This is a genomic window from Paenibacillus sp. FSL R7-0026 (genome assembly GCF_038004485.1).
GTDB classification, from domain to species: domain Bacteria; phylum Bacillota; class Bacilli; order Paenibacillales; family Paenibacillaceae; genus Paenibacillus; species Paenibacillus xylanexedens_A.
In genome coordinates, this window is the sequence record NZ_JBBORG010000001.1 from 1,936,669 (window position 1) to 1,959,448 (window position 22,780).

The 22,780-nt window shown below is 47.2% G+C and carries 16 protein-coding genes; 11 read left to right on the forward strand and 5 right to left on the reverse strand.

All coding sequences use genetic code 11. The features are described 5' to 3' along the window. Positions 1-114: 114 nt before the first annotated feature. Entirely contained in the window at positions 115-1,293 is a 1,179-nt protein-coding gene (locus MKY44_RS08990) for a YqhG family protein (protein WP_341006817.1), read from the reverse strand. 3 nt (positions 1,294-1,296) lie between these two features. Then, positions 1,297-3,060: a DEAD/DEAH box helicase gene (locus MKY44_RS08995; protein ID WP_341006818.1), complete on the reverse strand. Its 1,764-nt coding sequence runs from the start codon at positions 3,058-3,060 to the stop codon at positions 1,297-1,299. Between the two features lie 528 nt (positions 3,061-3,588). On the opposite strand from MKY44_RS08995, the gene MKY44_RS09000 reads away from it, so the two are divergent. Continuing rightward, the gene (locus tag MKY44_RS09000; RefSeq protein WP_341006819.1) at positions 3,589-6,228 is read left to right on the forward strand and encodes an adenosylcobalamin-dependent ribonucleoside-diphosphate reductase; all 2,640 of its coding nucleotides are present in this window, start codon (positions 3,589-3,591) and stop codon (positions 6,226-6,228) included. An 83-nt stretch (positions 6,229-6,311) separates the two neighbouring features. On the opposite strand, the gene catA is transcribed toward MKY44_RS09000, so the two are convergent. After that, on the reverse strand, positions 6,312-6,959 hold the full coding sequence (gene catA, locus MKY44_RS09005; RefSeq protein ID WP_341006820.1) for a type A chloramphenicol O-acetyltransferase: 648 nt from the start codon (positions 6,957-6,959) through the stop codon (positions 6,312-6,314). A gap of 231 nt (positions 6,960-7,190) precedes the next feature. On the opposite strand from catA, the gene MKY44_RS09010 reads away from it, so the two are divergent. The 9 genes from MKY44_RS09010 (at position 7,191) to MKY44_RS09050 (ending at position 20,363) form a co-directional block, all read left to right on the forward strand. Then, a complete protein-coding gene (locus MKY44_RS09010; RefSeq protein WP_341006821.1) occupies positions 7,191-7,751 on the forward strand; it encodes a flavin reductase family protein in 561 nt (186 codons plus the stop codon). 575 nt (positions 7,752-8,326) lie between these two features. Continuing rightward, complete coding sequence (locus MKY44_RS09015; protein WP_341006822.1) at positions 8,327-10,411, forward strand: acyltransferase family protein; 2,085 nt, start codon at positions 8,327-8,329, stop codon at positions 10,409-10,411. Positions 10,412-10,668: 257 nt separating this feature from the next. Then, positions 10,669-11,982, forward strand: coding sequence for an extracellular solute-binding protein (locus tag MKY44_RS09020; RefSeq protein WP_341006824.1), 1,314 nt, complete (start codon positions 10,669-10,671; stop codon positions 11,980-11,982). 101 nt (positions 11,983-12,083) lie between these two features. Next, the gene (locus tag MKY44_RS09025; protein WP_091032136.1) at positions 12,084-12,965 is read left to right on the forward strand and encodes a carbohydrate ABC transporter permease; all 882 of its coding nucleotides are present in this window, start codon (positions 12,084-12,086) and stop codon (positions 12,963-12,965) included. A 15-nt stretch (positions 12,966-12,980) separates the two neighbouring features. Continuing rightward, entirely contained in the window at positions 12,981-13,856 is an 876-nt protein-coding gene (locus MKY44_RS09030) for a carbohydrate ABC transporter permease (RefSeq protein ID WP_445670645.1), read from the forward strand. A 30-nt stretch (positions 13,857-13,886) separates the two neighbouring features. Then, positions 13,887-15,668: a cache domain-containing sensor histidine kinase gene (locus MKY44_RS09035; protein ID WP_341006825.1), complete on the forward strand. Its 1,782-nt coding sequence runs from the start codon at positions 13,887-13,889 to the stop codon at positions 15,666-15,668. Next, complete coding sequence (locus MKY44_RS09040) at positions 15,665-17,251, forward strand: helix-turn-helix domain-containing protein (RefSeq protein ID WP_341006827.1); 1,587 nt, start codon at positions 15,665-15,667, stop codon at positions 17,249-17,251. The genes MKY44_RS09035 and MKY44_RS09040 overlap by 4 nt, the downstream gene beginning before the upstream one ends. 90 nt (positions 17,252-17,341) lie before the next feature. Then, on the forward strand, positions 17,342-19,918 hold the full coding sequence (locus MKY44_RS09045) for a beta-mannosidase (protein ID WP_341006829.1): 2,577 nt from the start codon (positions 17,342-17,344) through the stop codon (positions 19,916-19,918). A 217-nt stretch (positions 19,919-20,135) separates the two neighbouring features. Beyond that, the gene (locus MKY44_RS09050) at positions 20,136-20,363 is read left to right on the forward strand and encodes a hypothetical protein (protein WP_047842410.1); all 228 of its coding nucleotides are present in this window, start codon (positions 20,136-20,138) and stop codon (positions 20,361-20,363) included. Positions 20,364-20,480: 117 nt separating this feature from the next. Here MKY44_RS09050 and MKY44_RS09055 read toward each other — a convergent pair whose 3' ends face one another. Then, on the reverse strand, positions 20,481-21,596 hold the full coding sequence (locus tag MKY44_RS09055; protein ID WP_341006830.1) for an FAD-dependent monooxygenase: 1,116 nt from the start codon (positions 21,594-21,596) through the stop codon (positions 20,481-20,483). A gap of 266 nt (positions 21,597-21,862) precedes the next feature. Between MKY44_RS09055 and MKY44_RS09060 the strand changes: the two genes are divergently transcribed. Next, positions 21,863-22,345: a MarR family winged helix-turn-helix transcriptional regulator gene (locus tag MKY44_RS09060; protein ID WP_017689314.1), complete on the forward strand. Its 483-nt coding sequence runs from the start codon at positions 21,863-21,865 to the stop codon at positions 22,343-22,345. A 97-nt stretch (positions 22,346-22,442) separates the two neighbouring features. On the opposite strand, the gene MKY44_RS09065 is transcribed toward MKY44_RS09060, so the two are convergent. Next, positions 22,443-22,742 (reverse strand): hypothetical protein, encoded by a 300-nt coding sequence (locus tag MKY44_RS09065; RefSeq protein WP_341006831.1) that lies wholly within the window; start codon positions 22,740-22,742, stop codon positions 22,443-22,445. Between the last annotated feature and the right edge of the window lie 38 nt (positions 22,743-22,780).

Sequence of the window (22,780 nt, forward strand, 5' to 3'; positions counted from 1 at the left end):
TTCTAGTTTCATTCTAGGGGACAGGCTATGCAAAGGTTGCCGCAACCTGTCGGGCAGCTGATCATGAATAAACACTACTTTTGCCAGCATTTGCAGGAAAAGTAGTGTCTTCGTCTATCTTAAGTGAAACATGCCGCTGCTAATGGCAGTCACTTTCACTTTGGGTTCATATTGCCAGATCATCTCGGTCCGGCGTGTCTCATACTGCAGTTTCATAGCTTCACGATCGATTACCGCCTGTTTTGCTTTCTCTTCTTCGGCATCTGTCTCGGAGTCGATCGGTACTGCGGCCTCTGCCGCCAGTTCTACATCTGATCCAATGGGTTTAGCGTTAGTTATATCCAGAACGTTTTTCAGTGGTGCAGGTGACGTGCGGTCAGAAGGGACATTCTCCGTGTCTGAGGTTATGTTACCTGGTGATTCTACCTCAGGCGTATCTTCCCGGAGTACCGCCTCATAGTAGGTGTCCAACACGTCCAGCTCCAAATCAAGCCGCTCTTGGGCTTTCTCTGCCCAGCTATAATCGAGTTCCAGCAAGCGGTTCGTCAAATGAGATTCCAAAGCAGCTCCGGCATCAAATAACGAAACTTTAGCTGTCTGTACATGCATGTTCTCCGCAAGCCTCGGACTGAGATCACGTCGGTTCAGCTTGGTGCCGAATTTTTCTATAATTTCACCTGAGCGAAGGGAGATGCCGAGAAAATGCAATTCCTCCCGTTTCAAATCACAGGCGAATTCCACCTTGAAACACACACCAAGCCAAGGCTCATATACGGCTGGCGCTGTAGCCCGCAATTGCCGTTTGGCAGCCTGTTCGAACAGGTTCACGAAGGCACCGCCTTCACGGGCAGCGCCGAAAATCTGCTGGAGTCTGCGACTGCCATACACCACTTCTTCACGCAATATTCGTCCTGGCCCCAGCTGTGGCAGCGATGGCGTAATACCGAAGTAACGGCCTAGAATAGTTTCTTTTGGTGGCTCGCCTTGAGGACTGCCGTTGGTTACGCCATTCGTTCCATCAGGAGGTGATGCTTGCGCAGCTTTGGCTTCTGCTGCCTCAATGGCCTGCTGATAACTGTCAGGATCAAATATAAATGTAAAGGACATCGTTTCAGCGGGGGCTCCGGTTCGTTCCACGAACCCCCAATAATAGGGGCGATTGGTCAACGCTTTGTCCGCCTCAGGTGAGAGTTTGACTGTAACATGGGCAGGGGAACGCTCCATAATCTGACAATCCAGTGCTTCCAGATAGGTGAGAACATAAGCCTGCACTTCATGGGGAGACATGGTCATGAGTTAGCTACCTCCTTTGCGAAGATCCAACAACCCGGATACGGCAGGCCCTTCATCTGAAACCTCACGTTGAATAGAGTTCAGCGATTGTCCAAGTGAATCCATTTTACGGCGAATATCTTCATCAGTTTGTGATTCCAGCATGATTTTGTACAAACTTTTCTCAATAGACTCCTTCTTCTCCAGCCGTTCCAGAATGACATCCAGCCCGCCGATCACCATCTCAAACATATTGATCTTCTCATGCAGCAGATTCAGAATATGTTCCTCAATCGTTCCAGTCGTGGATAAATTGAAGATGTTCACGTCATTTTGCTGTCCCAGCCGGTGTACCCGACCGATCCGCTGCTCTACCCGCATAGGGTTCCAAGGCAGATCAAAGTTGATCATATGATGGCAAAATTGCAAATTGATGCCCTCACCACCTGCTTCGGTTGCAATCATGGCCTGCACACGCCCGCGGAAGAGATCCATCATCCAGTCTTTTTTGCCTCGATTCATGCCACCCCGATAGGGTACAGCCGTAAGCCCATTGTTGCGGAAATAGTTTAGCAGATACTCCTGCGTGGCCCGGTATTCGGTGAAGATAATTACTTTTTCATTCATGTTCCGTACCAGCTCCATCGTTTTCTCCGCTTTGGTATTCTCCTTGATCGCTTTAATATGGGCAACGAGTTCCCAAATCTTGTCGCGAAGGGGAGAGTCCAGCGGAAGTTTCTTCGACAGATTAACCAGTGTCACGAATACCGCATCTCGACTGCTGCACACTTCACGCTGCAATGTAACAAGGGAGAGCATGCTGCTCAGGTTGCCGCCAGCTTCCTGGTACTGGTCTTTAACAAAGGAAGTCACGCCATCATAAAGCGCTTGTTCTTCGGGCGATAGTTGCAGATTCACGTTGGAGACGTTCCGTTTGGTAAATTGAACGGGGCCTTCGCCGCGGCGGTTACGAATCATGACTTTGGATAACTCGTTCTTAAGCTGTTCCTGATTTTTCGGAACCCGTTTATCTACAACAAAGTTGGCCGCAAAGTCACCCTGACGACCCAGTTGACCGGGTTTCAGCAGGTTGATCAGGTTGAACAATTCACTCATATCGTTCTGCACAGGTGTAGCTGTAAGCAGCAGACAATACTTTTTGCGCAATTTCAGCATGAATTGATAGTTGGTTGTTTTCTTGTTTTTGAGCTTATGGGCCTCGTCAATAATGATCATGTCGTAATCGGTATTCAGCAGCATATCTTTATGCGGGTCACGTTTGGCTGTATCCATGGAAGCAACAACCACTTCATTCTGCCAGGAATAGGCCTTTTTCTGGGCAATGGCAGGGATGCCAAATTTCGAATTTAACTCCCGTACCCATTGCAGCACAAGAGACGCTGGCACGAGAATGAGTACCTTGGATACGAGACCCCGAACCATATATTCTTTCAGAATGAGACCGGCTTCAATGGTTTTGCCAAGACCCACCTCATCGGCAAGAATGGCCCGGCCTGACATTTCAAATAATACTCTGCGTGCAGTGTCCATCTGGTGAGGGAGTGGGGTAAGGCCTTGTAGATGCTTGAGACATTGGATCTCGTCAAAATTGGGAATCAGGTTGGTCTCTTCGGCTTGAATGCCGAGTTGGAAGAGTCGGTAATCCCCCCAAGGACCTCCTTTATCCAGTCGTGATTCCAATTGATCAATCCAGCTTCGATCAAATTCCAAAGGTACGGGCAGCTCAGCTACTGGTTGATTCGTGTGGTGCGGGTTTTTCCGGTTCATGGTGCTTCCTCCCCTGCCATACGTGATGACGTTTTATTCGTAGGTAATAGTATGGACGAATGAGAGTCAGTTCATAACTATATAAGTTGAACTACAGTTTATTTGCACGAACACTACGATGACAGAACAACCTTCCAATCGCTGTTATCCCCAGATTTCTTTGATTCCCTTTTCTGGAGGGGAAAATCCGGGGATAAAGGCGAACGCTTCGCTTCTTCAGGTTTTTTCTGTCCTCTCCGTTGACGTGCAAATGATTAGTTTAACTTATATTGAACCCAGAAATTTAGTAAAGGCACATGTTTTTTCTGTCTCAAAAAATTCACTGATGTCGTATTCATGCGTTTGAGGGTGTGTGAAGAAGTTTGTTCGAGCAGGGGAGTCTATAAAAATAAGGTCTGTGATAAAAGTTATATGGATAATCAATATATGGTGTATTATACTGAATTCATATCACTATATGTGGTGTTTGATCATAATTTACTTTTATAGTGAAAATGGAGCTTTATACCGGGGAGGTTGAATGTAGCGATGAAATCGAACCAACGGTCGTACCAATTAGCAGGACTTAGCGAAAAAATATTTCTGGACCGATACGCCTGGAAGGACGCTGATTCGAATCATGCCAAGGTCGGAGATGTGGTATTGGTATTAACGAAGGATGATCCCAAGTTCCCGACCAAGGAAGTGGGCGAAATCATAGAACGTCAGGGTCAGCTTGTACAGGTAAGGACTCGAAGCGGAGAGATGATCGAGACAAATGTGGAGAAACTGACACTCAACATAGAAAAAACTCCGGAAGAGATGTGGAACCGTCTTGCCAAAGCAATGGCTTCTGTCGAATCCACAGCCGATCAGCGGGCAACGTGGGAGTCCAAGTTCCGCTCCGTGTTGGAAGATTGGAAGTTAGTACCCGGAGGCCGCATTGCTGCGGGTGCGGGGGCAAGCGACGAGTTAACACTCTTCAATTGTTATGTCATTCCGTCTCCGCAAGACAGTCGGGGTGGCATCATGAGAACTTTGACCGAGATGACGGAGATTATGGCACGTGGGGGAGGTGTTGGCATTAATTTGTCCTCTTTGCGTCCCCGCCGAGCGGTGGTGAAAGGTGTCAACGGATCATCCAGCGGTTCCGTATCGTGGGGCGGATTGTTCAGTTATACGACTGGACTGATTGAACAGGGCGGAAGCCGCCGGGGTGCGCTCATGCTGATGATGAATGACTGGCATCCAGATGTGCTTGATTTTATTACCGTGAAACAAACGATGGGGCAGGTGACCAATGCCAATCTGTCTGTATGTGTGAGCAACGCATTTATGGAGGCTGTCAAGCAGGACGGAGATTGGGAATTGGTTTTCCCCGATACAAACGATCCGGACTACGACACCGAGTGGAACGGGGATATGCAGCAATGGAAAGCCGCAGGTCATTCGGTGGTGCACTATCGTACACTGAAGGCTCGCGAAATCTGGCATACCATTATTGAATCAGCCTGGAAATCGGCAGAGCCTGGTGTGGTATTCATGGAGTACTATAACCAGATGTCCAACAGCTGGTACTTCAATCCGATCATCTGTACTAATCCGTGCGGGGAACAAGGCCTGCCTGGCTGGGGTGTATGTAATCTTTCTGCCATTAATCTGTCCAAATTCTACGATGAAACAAATCAGGATGTGGCTTGGGATGAACTGGCGGAAACCACTCGCATCTCGGCTAGATTTTTGGACAATGTCATCGATGCAACACCATATCATTTTGAGGAAAATAGACTGAATCAGCAGCGTGAACGCCGGGTTGGGCTTGGCACAATGGGATTAGCAGAGCTGATGATTAAGCTGCGTATACGATATGGCAGTCCTGAATCCCTTGAATTTCTGGATAAACTCTATGGATTCATGGCAAAGGAGGCCTACCTGGCATCGGCAGAGATTGCAGCAGAGAAGGGTGCTTTCCCAGCATTTGAAGCTGAACCGTACTTACAGAGTGGATTTATGAAAAACATGGTTGCGATGTACCCTGAAGTGGGGGAGGCCATTCGTAAAAAGGGCATTCGAAATGTCACACTGATCACACAAGCGCCAACGGGCAGTACAGGTACGATGGTGGGCACATCCACAGGTATTGAGCCGTATTTCGCCTTCAAGTATTTCCGTCAAAGCCGTCTAGGTTATGATGAACAGTTCGTACCGATTGCACAAGAATGGCTGGATGACCATCCTGGTGAAGCTTTACCAGACTATTATGTGACGGCGATGGATCTGTCGGCTGAGAATCACATACGGGTGCAGGCAACGATTCAGCAATGGGTGGATAGTTCGATCTCGAAGACGGCCAACTGTCCGGCTGATTTTACAGTGGAGGATACGGCTGAGCTGTACGAACTGGCCTTCGACCTTGGCTGCAAGGGAGTAACGATATACCGCGACGGCAGCAGGGATGTGCAGGTGTTGTCCACGTCGAAGAAGGAAGAGACCCAGGCTGAAGATCAGAACACGGCGAAAGCTGAAGAGAAGACAGTCGTATCTGCAATAGAAAACCCCAATGGTGCTGAAGTGCAGTCAAGTGATGAAACTTTCAATAGCCAGGTTGGTGTTAGAACGCATTCTTCCGATCAAGCCCCGCCCTCTTCTACAGTGCTGGATAAACAATACAGAAGCCGTCCTCAAGTACTGCGCGGTGCGACATACAAAATCAATACGCCATTTGGTATGGCTTACATTACGATCAATGATCTGGAGGGAACGCCGGGTGAGATCTTCCTGAACGTGGGCAAAGCGGGATCGGACGTGTTTGCCATGGCTGAGGCACTCGGTCGAGTATGCTCTCTATTCCTTCGATACGGAGACCATGGGCACAAGGTTGAACTGTTAATCAAACATCTCAAGGGAATTGGTGGTTCGGGAGCGATTGGCTTCGGAGCCAACAGGGTTGAATCGATTGCTGATGCAGTCGCCAAAGCATTGGAAAGTCATGTACAGAGCAATGCTCAGGAGAACGAAACTGGAGCATTACAAGAACAGAGTCAAGTGGAGAGCACGTATCCAGAAGTGGAGGATCAGAAAACCTTTATCGAATCGAGAGATTTATGTCCTTCATGCGGCTCGGCATCCCTGATGAATGTGGAAGGTTGCAAAACATGCAGCAACTGTGGGTACAGTAAATGCAATTAAATATCTTTTGAAAAAAAGAGAAAAAGAAAAGGCACTCCTGACTCCATCATGAAGTCAGGAATGCCTTTTCGTCATTTAGCTAACTAACACCAATCCAGGCATCGATCTGCAAGTGATTGCAATTCATTAAATACAACACCAGCATGGTAGCCGTCGCACACGGCGTGATGTAACTGAACGGATAAGGGAAGATGTACTTTATCGTTCTGTTGAACATATTTTCCCATCGTGAAAATAGGCAACAAGTAGGTTCCCTCATTGTAAATATTCAGATTAAATCCCGTAAAGTTCACCCAAGGAATACTGGAAACGGGAAATGTATTCGGTGGTTCATTGGGTTTGGCAACAAATTGTTTGTGATCTTTGTAATTCTTCATATCTTCCAGATAACGATTGTGGAACGTCTCGAAATCTTCATGGAATGCTGTCCAGATCGTTGAGAAACTTTTGTCGTCCTCATGAAAAATCGTATAACTCGGAGACATTTCGTCCCAGTAGCCCAATCTTCCCTCGGCGTCAAAACAAGTTCGAAATTCTCTGTGTGCATTGACAACCGTAGAGATCATGTGAATAAGAGCGGGATAGAACTTCAATCCTTTAAACTTCAGTTCGTTGATCAATAGAGTGATATCCAGATTAGCAGTTATGCTGTAGGTACATCTGACCTGATTCAAGTAGTGGTCAAAGTATGGCTTTCGATCCCACTGATCTAACACGATTGAATTAAACATAAGTTATAACCTCCTAAATTTGAATAATGTCTTTATTTAGGAGGTATATTTGACTGATTTGACCATATCCTATCACATTCCCAGTATCGTATTTTTAGAAATTGACCATCTCAGTATAACATGATACTGAATGTGTCGCTTATAGCGAAATCCTCTGCAAAACGCTTTTTCAACCTGTTTCTTTCCTTTATAATTAAAGTTGTCTTTATAACGAAGAAGAGAGGGGATTAGATGCGTCAGCCGATAGAAGAACCTATATTTTATTCTTATCCTGGAATGGTAGCGGTGGTGACTTCACGTCATGAGGGAGTCCAGAATGTGATGGCGTCCGGATGGCATACATACATCGGATCATCACCAGGCGTATACGGCATCTCCCTTCGTAAGGAAACATACTCCTATGAACTCATTGAGAAGAGTGGCGTATTCGGTGTTCATTTCCTGCCAGGTCATCGATCGGAGTGGATTCAAGCTGCAGGAACGTTCAGTGGAAGAGATACGGATAAATTCACAAGATTCGGCATTCCGTATGAGGAAGGAATCAAGGTAAGTGTACCCATTTTGACAGATGCTTATTTTGCTTATGAATGCAAGGTTATGGAGATTACGACATATGGTGACCATGAATGGATTGCAGGCGAAGTATTGCAGCGATATCAGGATCAGAAGTACTTTCTGGAGAACGGAATGGTTGATCTGGAGAAGTTGCAAATCCCAATGTACACAGGACGTTCAGCATACCGGATCGTGGATGCGAGGACAGAAGAAAAGATTCACCCGTTCCACCTCTAGGGTCCTAGGCAAGAAGAAGCAATTATGAGCAAAACTTTCAATCCGGTCTGACATAGGTTTATAATGGATATTGGCTGCTGAGCAAGTCGGCAGCCTTTTGTTATGAATTCAATTGTTTCAATCGATGTGTGCGTGGGTATGCTGGTTTGCGCAAGCGGGACAGGTAATTTTAGCCACTCGATGAAAAGTACTATATTTAACGACAAAATTAGAGTATGATTTTACAGCTATATGAGCTGGCAGGAAAGGTTACATCGGTTTAATCGTTTGTAACTATCCCTGTAAAGTATGAGGCTTATTTCGGGCGTATAATGCTAAACGTGAACTCACGAATGAATATAAATAATATCGTAATGATTAAAACTTAATGGACTGGCCACACGTCTTCCTTAAGTCTATAGAATTCACCAAGAATGTAGCATCATCGGATCGTGCTTCGAACAGAGGCTTTTCTTATGTTGTAAATGAAAGATGGAAGGTGCAATACGTATGTTAATGACAACCAGAACGATCAGGAGTTCCTTTATGCCCCCAACACCGATGTTGTTGACTCACAGTAACAAGGAGGGGCATGCATGTCACAATCGTTAAATCGTAAGAGACATATGAACGGACTTGACGGCTTGCGAGCCATCGCTGTACTTGCGGTAATTGCGTATCATCTGAATTTGGATTTTATTCCGGGCGGACTGCTCGGTGTAGGTATATTCTTTGTTCTCTCGGGATATTTAATTACAGATATTCTCGTGTCACAGTGGCAGGAACATGGACGCATTTCACTCGGTGATTTCTGGGTAAGACGGGTAAGGCGTTTGCTTCCAGGCATGCTGACCATGACAGCTGTGGTGATGATCTGGTTGGCCTGTACGGACCCATCCCGGCTTGCTGCGCTTCGTGGTGATATCGTTTCGGGTGTATTATACATAAGCAATTGGTGGTATATCTTTCACAACGTTTCCTATTTCGAAAGTTTTGGCCCTCCATCACCGTTTGGACATTTCTGGTCGCTGGCTGTGGAAGAGCAATTTTATCTTATATGGCCTCTTCTACTGATCGCAGCAATCGTAGTGTTCAAAAGAAAGGGATGGCTGGTCGTCTTCATTGTTGTCGCAGCTGAATTATCTGCTGGCGCAATGGCCATCATGTATAATCCGGATCTGGACCCGAGCCGTGTATATTATGGAACAGACACGCGGGCATTTGCACTGCTTGCTGGTGCTGCTCTTGCTGTGGTGTGGCCTAGTCGCAAGCTGTCGAACTCTCTGTCTGGCATGAACCGACTTGTGCTCGATGTGTCCGGACTTGCTGCGCTTGCTTTATTAATCTACATGATGCTGAATAGCAGTGAATATGATCCGTTTCTGTATCAAGGGGGCATGGTGCTTCAGGCTATTGCAACAACGTTGCTGGTAGCGGTGTTGGCTCACCCATCGTCTTTCTTGGCAAGTATCATTGGCGCGAAGCCATTACGCTGGATCGGAGAGCGATCCTACGGATTATATCTGTGGCATTACCCTGTCATTATGTTAACCAATCCCGCGGTGGATACGGGAGGAGCACATCCTGTACGAATCATTTTACAGGTTGCTGCAACGGTTGTACTGGCCTCATTGTCCCTTAAATATATTGAAAATCCGATTCGGTACAATGGATTCCGTGATTCTTGGTCCCGATTATGGGGAAGAGGGCGGTCATCAATCGGTATACGTAACGTATGGTGGAAGCGGGCAGGTCTGTTGATGACGATTCTGCTGTTGTCCTATACGGTATCTCAGATGATGGTCTCACATGCAGCGAACTCCGATTCCCATTCGGTATCGATGTCCAACACATTAAATGGAGAGAATTCCGTAGCGGAGGAACAGGGACAGGATGTGTTGCCAGCTATTACAGGAACGTCAGGCTCTGGCCACAAGAACGATGCTCAGACCCATAAACCGGAAGCAGGAACGAAAGATGATCCGGGGAAAAATGAGAAGCCAACAGGAGAGTCTGCTCCAGATTCAAAACCTGACGACCATGACAATTCAGTGAATCCTGGCAAGGACGGTCAGTCTGAAGATAAGCCGGCTGATGACTCCGTGACTAACGAGAATGATACACCGGATGACGCCGGAGCGAATCAACCCGATCATACGGATGATGCACCTGATTCATCTCAGGACAATGAAGAAACGGCTCCTCCAGCCGAGGATGGCAAGGTTCATTATACCGTCATTGGAGATTCGGTGATTTTGGATGCAAAACCGTATCTGGAGCAAAGTATATCGGGAGTGTATGTGGACGGACATGTTGGTCGTCAGATGTGGCAGGCAGGCGATGTATTGGAAGGTCTGAAGCAAAACAACCAAATGGGCAGCAAAGTGGTGCTGGAGCTCGGGACGAATGGTTCCTTTAACTCCAAAAACTTGAATGCTGTGCTTGATTATCTGAAAGATGAGGATCAGGTATTTCTGGTTACTGTGCGCGTACCTCGTCCGTGGGAACGAACGGTGAACAGGGCATTGAATGAGGCTGCATCCAAATACAGCAATGTCTCCTTGATTGACTGGAACAGTGCAAGTGAGGGACATGACGAATATTTTGAAAAAGATGGCGTACATCTCACTACGCAAGGGTCCGAAGCTTTTGCAGAACTGGTGAAAAACAGTATCCAATAATACGCAATCCATATTTAATACGATTTAGCACTTATTCATTATATATTGCCTGGGGTGAAGCTGCCGACGGCTGCAACAAGAAAGAGCTCTCATTGTGAGGGCTCTTTTTATATGTTTTGAACAATAAGTCAGCAAAGTAAATTCCAAACAGGGGAACCGATATTTTTCACCCCTGCATCCGTGGATCGTCACCTTACGGTATGATAGCGTTACCATTTACAATAAGTGTATTCAAATCGCCGAGGGGGATTATAGAGATGTTGAAAAAATGGCTTTCGGGTTTCCTGGCAATAACATTGTTCTCCATTATTCTGGCTGGCTGTGCTGGCGGGGACACCTCAGAAGGAGGCAGTGGCAATGACAAAGTAACCGTCACTCTCTGGCACAACTGGACCGGACAGGATGCAAAGGCGGTTGCGATGCGCCAAATAATTGAAGATTTTCGCGCGGCGCATCCAGATATTGAAGTTGTGGATGAAGGCCTGCCCACTGATGGTCTCAAAACTCGGCTTCGTACGGTGGCCGCTGCCAACGAGATGCCAGACCTGTTCGTGATGTGGCCGGATGCCATGACTAAGGAATTTGTAAAAGGGGATCTGTTACAGCCCATTAATGCAGAGCTGGACGCAAAGCCGGAGTGGAAAGATAACTTTATCCCGAATGCACTGGACGGATACACTGTGGACGGGAATATCTACTCCGTGCCCATGAATCTGGCGCCGAGTTCCTTCATTTATTACAATGAAGCTCTTTTCAAACAGTACAACGTAAAAGTGCCTGAGACGTGGGCGGAACTGGAACAAGCGATTGCTACTTTTAATCAAAATAAAGTCATTCCCATGGCACTTGGCAACAAGGCCAACTGGGTAGCTCAATCAACGATATTCAGTACCCTGGCTGATCGGATTACCGGCACAGACTGGTTCCTGAAAGCGGCAGCACAAGATGGTGCAAGTTTTACCGATCCACAATTTATTGAAGCCTTGAACAAGATGCAGGAGCTTGGCAACACCAAGGCCTTCCAAGATGGATTCAACAGTATCGACGAGACACAGATGATGCAGCTTTATTTCCAAGGTAAGGCAGCAATGGTCATGAACGGCGGATGGGCCTTGGCAAATCTGGTGAACAATGCACCTGAAGAGGTGCTGAACAACACGCATATTACGATTCTTCCTCCAGTGGACGGAGGTCAGGGTGAACCAAGAACAACATCCGGTGTTGTAGGAACCGGGTTGGGTGTAAGTAAAAAGCTGAGCGGTGCACAAAAAGAGGCAGCGATGGAGCTGTTCTACGCGTTGGCAGGACCTGATGGTCAGAAGGCCACATTGGATAGCAGCACATTGGTGAGTTACAAGATTGATCTGGACAAAACCAAAGCGCATCCATTGTTTGTAGAATTATATGATCTGATGCAGGAAGTAAAGATTACGCCAGTATATGATTCCAAGCTGGGATCGGCAACGGTTGAGGTTATTAATAATGCATTGCAAGAGCTGCTAATGGGCGGCAAGGCTGAAGACATTGCGGCCAAAATTCAGGCGGCTCAAGCCAATGCAGTTAGTCAGTAAACATCCGTTAAAACCCCTTCCCGGCAGGGGAGGGGTTTTAAGTATGAATGGGATAGTCAGTTGCAAGTTGGTAAAGGCATTTATGGAAGGGAAGTGAACAGATGAACGCACTGCGCAGTCGGCGTTTTATTATGCTGGGGCTGGCCCCGGCAGTCATCATTTATGCATTGTTTGTATTTGTACCGGTCGTGTGGTCGGCATACTACGGTTTCTTCAACTGGTCCGGCATCGGCGCATCCAAATATATTGGTGTGGATAATTACGTGGAGATCTGGCATGATCCTGTGTTTTGGCGGGCACTGAAAAATAACGTTATTTTTGTGTTGGCATCGGTATTTGGACAAATTCCGTTAGCGCTGATGTTGGCGGTCATCTTACACAAAAGTAATCCATTACAGCGGTTTCTGCGCTCAGCCGTATTTCTGCCGATGGTATTATCCACTGTAGTTATCGGTATGATCTGGCAGTATATCTATCATCCGCAGATCGGGATATTGAACTTTCTGCTGGACGCACTGGGGCTGGAAAGTTGGAAGCTGCAATGGCTTTCCGATGACAAGATTGCCATTTTCTCATTGGTACCACCGCTGCTCTGGAGCTTTGTCGGGTTGTATCTGATTATCTTTATCTCGGCACTACAGAATATTCCAGGAGAGATTCATGATGCTGCCAAAATAGACGGTGCTTCTGGAATCCGGAAACTGGTATCCGTCTCTTTGCCCATGATCTGGGGAACGGTTCAGGTTGCGATCATTCTATGTATTTCAGGCAGTCTGAAATCATTCGATCTGGTCTACATCATGACAAAAGGTGGGCCGGCTCATGCGACAGAATTGCTCGCTACGTATATGTATAATTCGACCTTTACAACATACCGTTATGGTTTTGGTAGTGCCATCTCCACAACCATCGTACTGATCTCCCTGCTGCTGATCGGAACAAGCCAGTGGCTAACCAGTCGCAAACGAAAAGAGAATCAATAGAGAGGAGGAGCTATCATGCGCGTGACACCTGTATCCATGCCATCACCACGAAGCGGCTCGGGCCATCCGATTCGTCATCTACGTAGCGGAATTGTTTGGACGCTGCTAACGGTCTATGGTATTTTAACATTGTATCCGTTCTACTGGCTCGTGATTAGTGCGTTCAAAACAAATGAAGATTTCTATAGCAGGCCCTTTGGTCTGCCGGCAAACTGGAACGTAGCCAATTTCAGCAATGCATGGGAAAGCTCCAGGCTGGGGACTGCTTTTGGCAATTCACTCATTGTATCGGTTGGATCACTTATTCTAACGCTGTTTATTGCAGCGCTGTCTTCATTCATTCTGGCTCGTTTCCAGTTTCGCTGGAAAGGGTTAATTATGACCTTCTTTGTTGTAGGCATGCTAATTCCGATCCATAGTACACTTGTCCCCTTATTTATTTTAATGAAACAGATGTCCCTGCTAAATACGTACTGGGCATTAATATTACCTTATACGGCTTTTGCATTGCCTACAGCTATTTTTGTGCTTACTGCTTATCTGACAAGTGTTCCACGTGATATTGAAGAGGCAGCTTTCATTGATGGAACAGGACTTTGGGGGCTGTTTACCCGGATCATGTTACCCATGTCCGTACCTGCGTTGTCGACGGTTACGATCCTGAGTTTCCTGCATGCGTGGAATGACTTTTCATTTGCGCTTGTATTCATCAACAAAACCGGATTGAAAACGTTACCGCTGGCCATTGCGAACTTTGCGGATGGGTATCAGACGGATTACGGTTTAACGCTTGCTGCCATGACCCTGTCGGTCATTCCAACCATTATCTTGTATCTCATTTTTCAGGAACAGGTTATGAAAGGTATGACAGCCGGAGCTGTCAAAGGATAAGCGAAAGCGCATCCAGAGGAGGAGAAACGTTTGGCACGCTGGCTCACATCTTCGTTACAAAGGAAGCTATCGGTCGTCGTGACGGCTTCAATGATTGTGCCATTGCTGGCCTTGGGTCTGTTCGCCTTTCTGATCTCTTCCCGCATTACAGAGCAAAAAACAAAACTGTCCGGCATGGATACGCTGAAACAGGTGGAAGCGAATCTTCGTTATATGCTGCAAGATGCCGAGAACCTATCGATTTTCCTGATTGGAGAACGGGACATCCAGCAGTATCTTAGCCACAATGAAGATCATGAGCTGGACCGGGTGGATATCCTGGGCAGGATGACCAATCTGGCTGCTTCCAAGAAATATATCGCCAACATCGCTATATATCCGGGACGTTTTGATGCCACATTGTCAACCGCTACCTGGTATGAATCCAATGAATCCAACCTTTCGTATCCCTCTGTTCCAAGCGGTGAAGCAGTCAAACAATGGACGGGGGTGTACCCGGTGCAGAATTACGCGGGTATACAAAATGTGATCACATTGGTTCGGCCGATTCGTAGTATCCATGATTATCGACCCATCGGCTGGCTGGCGATCAGCCTGGATGAGAAGGCCATATCCAAAGGATGGGCTGCTCTGGGGTTAGGCAGAGGGCAAGGCAGACTGGAGCTCATCGGCAGTTCTGGAGAGATTCTGTCTTCGATGGACAAATCCCGGCTTGGACTTAAGCTGGAAGGTGTCGAACCAGGGATTACGACGTTAATTCAGGATGGCGGTAGCGGAACCACCACGTATGGCAATGGTGACGATAAACGGACGTTGCTCTATTATCCGGAAGAATTGACGGGGTGGACATTGGTTGGAACGGTTCCTTATGACCAGTACAAGTCCGAGAATCGGTACATTCTTATTCTAACTGGCTGCGCCGTTGCTATGTCTGCTGTGATTAGTGCTGGCTTGGTCTGGTTTACGGTGCGGCGTGTGACGAGGCCGCTTCGTGTGCTTACCAGACATCTGTCTCGAATTGATCCGGAGCGTCCTCTTCCGCTGTTCCGGTCTGAAAGTGATGACGAGATTGGCAGGCTTGGGGAGAGTTACAATCTGCTCGGTGCACATATTCAGTTATTGAAGGAAGAGGTTATTCGAGGTGAAGCTCGCAAAAAAGAGGCAGATCTTCGAGTGCTTCAGGCGCAGATTAACCCGCACTTTCTCTATAACACGCTCTCTTCAATTCATTGGATTGCCTTGATGTCTGAAGAGAAGCGGATTGCGGATATGGTTGAGGGCCTGAGTGATTTTCTACGTATCAGCTTAAACAATGGTCAGGATTACTGCCCTGTGGAACAGGAGATTGCTCATATTCGCCATTATGTGCGTGTGCAGTCGATTCGTTTCCCTGATCAATTTGTGTTGCATTATATCGTAGATCCAGCGCTTGAGAAGCGAATGATGCTGAAGCTATTGCTGCAACCGCTGGTTGAGAACGCCATGATTCATGGCATTCAGCCCAAAGCAGGCGTGGGTACTATCACCATAATGATTCGCAAGGATCCGGATAATGAACAGATAAATGTGCTGGTGCTGGATGATGGTGTCGGCATGGAGCCGGACAGACTGGAGCAATTAAGGATAAGCATTAGGGAATGGATGGGAAAACAGCCGGAAAAACAGCTAAACCAAGGCGGTTATGGGCTCTGCAATGTGAATGAGAGACTGCTGCTCCATTATGGAGCGGATGCACAGCTTGAAGTAGACAGCAGGGTTGGGGGAGGTACCCGGATTTCGTTTTCCATTCCAATCTTGGAGGGTTCGCCATGAGACTATTAATTGTTGATGATGAAGTGATTATCCGTACAGGGCTTGCCAGCGTTATCGCTTGGCATGAACTTGGAATTGAACTTCTTCAACCTGCTGCCTCGGCAGAGGAGGCGTTAACACGTTTGGCTGAGGAACGTCCGCACATCCTGATGACGGATATTCGGATGACAGGCAGATCAGGGCTGGAACTGGCAGAAGAGGGTCTGAAATTGTTACCTGAGCTGGAGGTCATTATTTTGTCCGGATACGATGACTTTTCTTATGCCCAACAGGCGATTCGCCAAGGTGTTACAGATTATCTGCTCAAAACAAGCAAGCCGGAAGAGATCATCAAAACCGTAATACAGGCCAAACAGCGAATCACGGAACGTTGGGCAGAGAAGTCCAGAGAGGGACAGCTTATGCGGGAGAATCGAGAGCGGTTATTTGCCGGGTGGATCATTGATGGTGACACCGCTTCGGGTCATTTTCCTTCATTTTTGCGATCTGATGCTGGAAAAGAGGCAGGGGTTGTTGGCCTTGATGATGAACAGATTCTCAGACAAGTCATTATTCTTCGAGCAGAGGGTTGGGATCGATCCTCGGATGCGCTATTACGATTTGCGGTGCAGAATACCCTGGAGGATATGTTACCTGGTGCGATTGCTCATGTAGAGAAACAGCAAATTATCTGTGTAGTTTCATGGCCGCCTGTGGAACATGAAACTACGTTCAGGCTGGAGAGTGCATTACGTCGGGTGGAGCAATTACTGAAGTGCACCCTGCGCGTAGCGGTAGGTCTGCCTGTGCGTGGATATGCAGATCTGCACGAAAGCTACAGAACTTCTTCAGCTGCATTCCGATATCGGGGTTTGATGGATGATAAAGTATGGCATTATGAGCACGTTCAGGATCGCCAAGGTGGTAAAACTGTACTTACGCACGAAGAGGAGACCAGACTTGGTACAATATTGCTGGATAATGATTCAGTCACGTTAACGACATGGACGCGGGAACTTGTGGCTAATCTGATTACAGAACCGGAGGTCACACCAGATTCGTTCACTGCTTGTTTGCACTCGGCCATCATTGCCGGTCATCGCTGGCTGACTCGCACAATGCGAGCTACAGGGCGTGAAGAACCCGCAAGGCTCGAGCCCTGGTTGCCGGAACCGGATGCTGAAGCTGGTGAACTCGGGGATATGCTGTTCCATCATCTGTATGGTCTGATGCATGTCTATCATAGCCGAATGGGTCAGGGACAGGCTGCCCATGTGCAGAAGGCTATCGGTTATATTGAATCTTCATTGGCGCAGGATATTAATCTGCAGCTGGTAGCTGGACATGTTCATTTGCATCCGGGTCACCTCAGTGAGCTGTTTAAAAAAGAAATGGGTGTGACCTTCGGAGATTTTGTCACCGATATGCGTATACGAAGAGCGATGGATATGCTCGCGGTGTCTCCAGCGAAGGTCAGTGAAGTCGCTGCAATCAGCGGCTACGAGGACGTGAAATATTTTAGCAGACTGTTCAAAAAACATACGGGCAAAACCCCGAGTGAATATCGCGAAGAGGCAATGTCGTTTAAGCCTTCGGGAAGTTAGAAATGAGCAGATTAGGAAACATGTCTTGCCTTACTGCAAACGTTTTCGATATGGTATTACTCAGGGTTATTAGAGAGTGAGGGCATACGGATGAAGACCTATTGTTCGAGTCAGGATTTATCGGGACAATGGAAGATACAACATTTTGAAGTTGGAGAGAAGCGGGCAATGGATGTGGCGGCTGCTGCGCTGGATGACCGTTTCTGGATTGGGGCTGAAGTGCCTGGCGATGTACATGCTGCATTGGTTGAGCGTAGTATCATTGATCCACCCTATTACGGACATAATGATGCCAAAAGTCGCTGGATTGAGCAAAAGGAATGGTGGTATCGCACAACCTTCAATCTGGTGAGAGATGCAGAGACGGAGGAGCACTTTGAATTGGTGTTCGAAGGATTGGATACGTTTGCAACGATATATGTCAACGGCCATGAAGTCGGGAAAACCGCCAACATGCTTATGTCACATGCATTTGATGTAACATCTCTGGTACGCAGCGGCTGGAATGCGATTGCTGTCAAGTTTGATCCGCTTCACCTGCATCACCGGGACAAAGAAACCTTTGACTGGTCCTCGTATACGAAGGAACGGCCATGGTTGCGAAAAGCAGCGATGAATTTTGGCTGGGACTGGGGTCCACGCATGGTTACGGTGGGGATCTGGGGTGCGGTAAGGCTGGAAAAACGAACAATCGCCAAGCTGGAAAATGTGTATGCTCGTACGGAATCAGCCAGTTCAGAGCAGGCCTTCTTACATGTCACGGCGAATGTGAAGTCGGTCTTGTCTTACCGTAGCAGACAGAAACGAGAGCAGGCTGTGGTTGCGTCCTGTAATGTTCGTCTGTTGGATCGCAGCGGACACGAGGTGGCAGGTGTAACTGAACTACCCGTAGAGGGTGGCAAAGCGGATACCACATTAAACGTTACGTCACCTCAGTTATGGTGGACTCATGATCTGGGTGAGCCATACCTGTATACACTGGAGGTTACATTGCATGCAGATGGCGTTGAGGTGGATCGTTATAGCGAGCCTTATGGTTTACGAACGATTGAGCTGGCTCTTCACAATGAACGGGGTGAAGATGCATTTGCTTTTATCCTGAACGGAGTCAAGATCTACGCCAAGGGAGCCAACTGGATTCCGGCTGATCATCTGATTGGCGCCATCCCGAACTCTCGGTATCGTGAGCTTGTCGAGCTGTCGGTGGAAGGGCATATGAACATGCTGCGTGTCTGGGCTGGTGGTATATATGAGAAGGATGTCTTCTACGATGAGTGTGATCGGCAAGGGGTGTTGGTGTGGCAGGATTTTGCATTCGCGAATGCACTGTTCCCGGATTTCAATCGTGATTTCATGGATAATGTACGGCAAGAGGTAGAAAACAATGTCCTGCGCCTGCGTAACCGTGCCTCGCTTGCCCTGTGGTGTGGGAATAATGAAATAGATTGGCTCTATGATATGAAGTCTGCAAGTGGAGATATTACCAGCCCGTTCTACGGCGAACAAATCTATCATGAGCTGATCCCTGAAGTGCTGGAGCGATTGGATCTGTCTCGTCCGTACTGGCCTTCTTCTCCGTTCGGGGACAGCAACGGTCAGGATGCGAATGACCCGGATGTGGGGGATCGCCACAACTGGCAGGTATGGCATGGTTCGGTCTATCCAAGGAAGTATGGAGAGCCACCGCTGCTGGACTACAGCATTGAAGGTGTAACGTTCAAAAATTACAAAAACGATCATGCATTGTTCAGCAGTGAATTTGGTATGCACGCCTCGGCCAATCGCTACACGCTGGAGAAAAATATGCCCGCAGGGCAGTTTTACTGGGGCAGTCCGGAGATGGCCTATCGTAACAAGGATACCAATCATCAGAAAGGCATTCTGCTAATGGAGGGTTATACAGGCATTCCGCAAGATATAGAAGAGTATATGAACTACTCCATGCTCACTCAAGCAGAAGGCCTGCGATATGGAATTGAACATTTCCGGCGCATTAATCACCGCAACAGCGGTGCGCTTGTGTGGCAATTGAATGACAGTTGGCCAGGAACAAGCTGGTCCATGATTGATTATGAACTGCTGCCGAAAGCATCCTTTTATTATGGGAAAATATTCTTTCATCCTGTCCTGTTGTCACTGGAGCATGAGCCGGAGGAGCCGCTTGCGTTGTGGGTTGTGAACGATACACGTGACGTCTTGAAAGGGGAGCTTCGACTCAATGTCTATGCATTGAATGGAGAGAAGATCTACTCCAGCTCACATGCTGTTGAGGTAACATCCCAATCCTCACGGTGTATTGCTGAATTAACTGAAGTACAGGTGTTACAGGGTAGACGCGCGGAGGAAGTAATGGTTGAGTTGGTATCCGAAGGATTTGAGGCACCGAGTAATCGGTACTTCTTGCGTGATCCTAAGGATGTGACGTTGCCGAAGTCTCAACTGAGCGTACATGTGAACGAGGAGGAGCAGTCTGTAACGGTTACGGCCAGTGGTGCGATTGCACGATTGGTGAAGCTGGAGCTTCCCCTTGGGCGTGTCCGATTCAGTGACAATTATTTCGATCTGCTCCCCGGAGAGAGCCGAACAGTGAGACTACGTCACCCAGAGCAAACGTCTCTGCCACTGACAGAACTTCGGGTTAGTGCCATGAACGGCAGAGAAGGATAAAATAATAATAATAATAGACTTCGAATCTTATTCGAGGTTCAAGGTGGTAATCCTGATCAGGGATGCCACCTTTTTTATTTTTGCAGCAGGTGAGTTCCTGTCGTTATGTCAGGTGATCTTGTCCGTATTCCACAAGCGAAACTTCCAATCGGGTTCACATCTTGGATCATTAAGGTTAGAATGATATAGAGAAATCGTTTTCAAAGGAGGTGGATTCATGTCATTTGTCTTTTACCCGGAGATGGTTATATTCATTTTGATGTTGATCCTGCTGATTATTGGTATTGTATATATCGTTCGTAAAAGCAAACAAGTATTGCGCCGCTTAAGCAATCTGGAGAAAGCAGTATATGAAAAAGATAACATCTCATCCTATCCGAAGGACGTTGATACTGTACAAGAAGCACCCAGAGAAGACACGTTTGCTCCACGCAAACGAAAATAAAGAAGGATAGGGAATTACATAAAAAAGATAAACCAACAAGCCAAACAGCCGATTCTTCTCTATGATGAAGTGATCGGCTGTTTGGGCATATAGGCATTTTATCTGTATTAACTGGGTTTAGAGAAAGGATTCATAACGCTGTTGGAAAGAGGATTCCATCTCCACTTGTCGTGCAAGTTGCTGCTGTACCTTTGCACCACGAATCGTCTGAAGTTCCTGAAGTTGTGCAGTGGAACTGAATTGATCTGCAGCCATTTGGACAAGTAATTCGGAGAGCACATCCGCATCTTCGAGCGCGGCATTAAGTCCAAATGCACCGGTTGGTGTCATGGTATGAGCGGCATCACCGATGAGTACAACATTGTCCTGTGCCCACGACTGGCAATAGCTGCTTTCGACAGATAACAGAACAAAATCACTCCAGCTCTGAATGTTGGCAGCTACAGAATCAGACAGGCAAGGAAAAGCAGATACAAGTTTATCTACAAAAGGAGCAATCGGCTGCTCTCGCAGCTTGGAGTAAGCTCCCTCGGGAATGTTCCATCCAATCTGAACATAACCGCCGAACTGTGAGAACAGTGCGAGCTGTTGACCATCCATGCTGGCCATCCGGACAGCGGGTTCCCAACCTACGGGTGCCGGAATGCGCGCCCAGAGCAGATCATACCCATGCTTGCGAATCTCCGGGGACATACCGGAATGTTTGCGTACAGCAGAGTATCTGCCATCAGCACCAACAATAACAGATGCTTCAATGGAAGCAGGAACGCCGTTCTGCCGAATGTTAATACCCACGACCTGGCCGTTCTTGTCTCGTAACAAACCGGTCATAATCGTATTGAATAGTACTTGTTCATATGAACTATGCTGCTGAGCGTGCGACACGATGGCCTCCAGGAGATGATCTTGGGGTACATGAATACCAACATGAGATTCTCCATTGCCCGGTGATACCGTATGAATAATCTGCCCATTTTCCCAATACTGAATCTGTTCCAAGATCAGCGCTCCGCGTTCCTGAATGAGGGAATAGAGGCCGTGTTTATTTAAAATGGCTTCGCCGTCCACATTGAGCAACTCCCCGCGAAACGATTTGTGCAGGTGGGGCTGCCGCTCAATGAGCATCGTGGAGATTCCTTTTTGATTCAGTAAATAAGAAAGCAAAGCACCGCCAGGTCCAGCGCCGACGATGCAAACATCCGTTTTGAGTTGTGATTGTATATTCTGATTCATGTGCATAAGTCCCTTGCATTATAATGGTGACGCTTTATTTACTTTATAACAACAAATTTATTAAAATAATTAAGTAACTAAAAGTAACTTTAAAGATATAGGTTATTATAAACAAACCCGTTGCCATAATGCAATAGGCGAAACCAAAAACAAGAGTCTTGCAGTCAACGATAGGGTGTCGGATACAAGCGCATTTTTCACAAACATCATAGTGTAAATATGTTACAATATAAGGTAGGTTATGATGAAAGGCAGGAGGAACGTTTATGAGCCCGGATACGGAGCGAAACTCTCAATTGGCAAATGTGGATCAATTGTTGGAGGCCTTCTTCAGATATAAAAATAAAGTATTGGATCAGCAGCAGAAGAACGAAACCAACTGTAAACTGAATCCGACAAAAAGTCATATATTGGGCATGATTTTACGTGAAAAACGCTGCATGGCGGTTGATGTGGCCAGACAACTCAGTTTGTCTTCCGGCGCAACCACCATTGTACTGAATCAACTGGAGACGGAAGGGTTGATCCAGCGGGTGCGCAGTGAAGAAGATCGGAGAATTGTGTGGCTGTCCTTAACGGATGAAGGCGCTCAGCTTGCCAAGACACTTAATGCGAATCGCGGCCGAATGACGTGGGAATTGTTGCAAGCACTTTCCGAAGAGGAGCAACAGCAGATGTTTGGCATGCTGAAGAAAATTGAACTGAAACTGCTGGAGAACATGAAGTCGTTTGAGCAGATCCACCGGTAGTCCATAATATGACTTGATCCTTAAAGACGTCAGTCCTCATGAGTTCGTCCCTAATTGCGGGGGGATGAACCTTGAAGACTGGCGTTTTTGAGTTGGTTTACAAATGAAAGCGAGCCACATGATCCGTTAAGCCTTCCTGGATCAAAATTTCTTTTTGCTTGCTGCCCATCAGGTCAAAGTGGGGAAAGGGCTGCCGCCGATGAATGTATCGCCCGTCCAACCCATGATCGTTGCACCAACGTTCGAGACGTTCCAGATCTGCACAGCCCACTTTGGTGACACTGGTGATACCGGGAAATCGGTTGTCAATCCAGAAATGAGTGAGGTACGCAATCTCACCCCGAGCCACTTGTTCCTTCCACGCAGCAAGCTCTTGTCGTTTAATTCCAAATGCCATAGATGCAAGTTCCTTTCCAAACGGGTATTGTCCTGAGC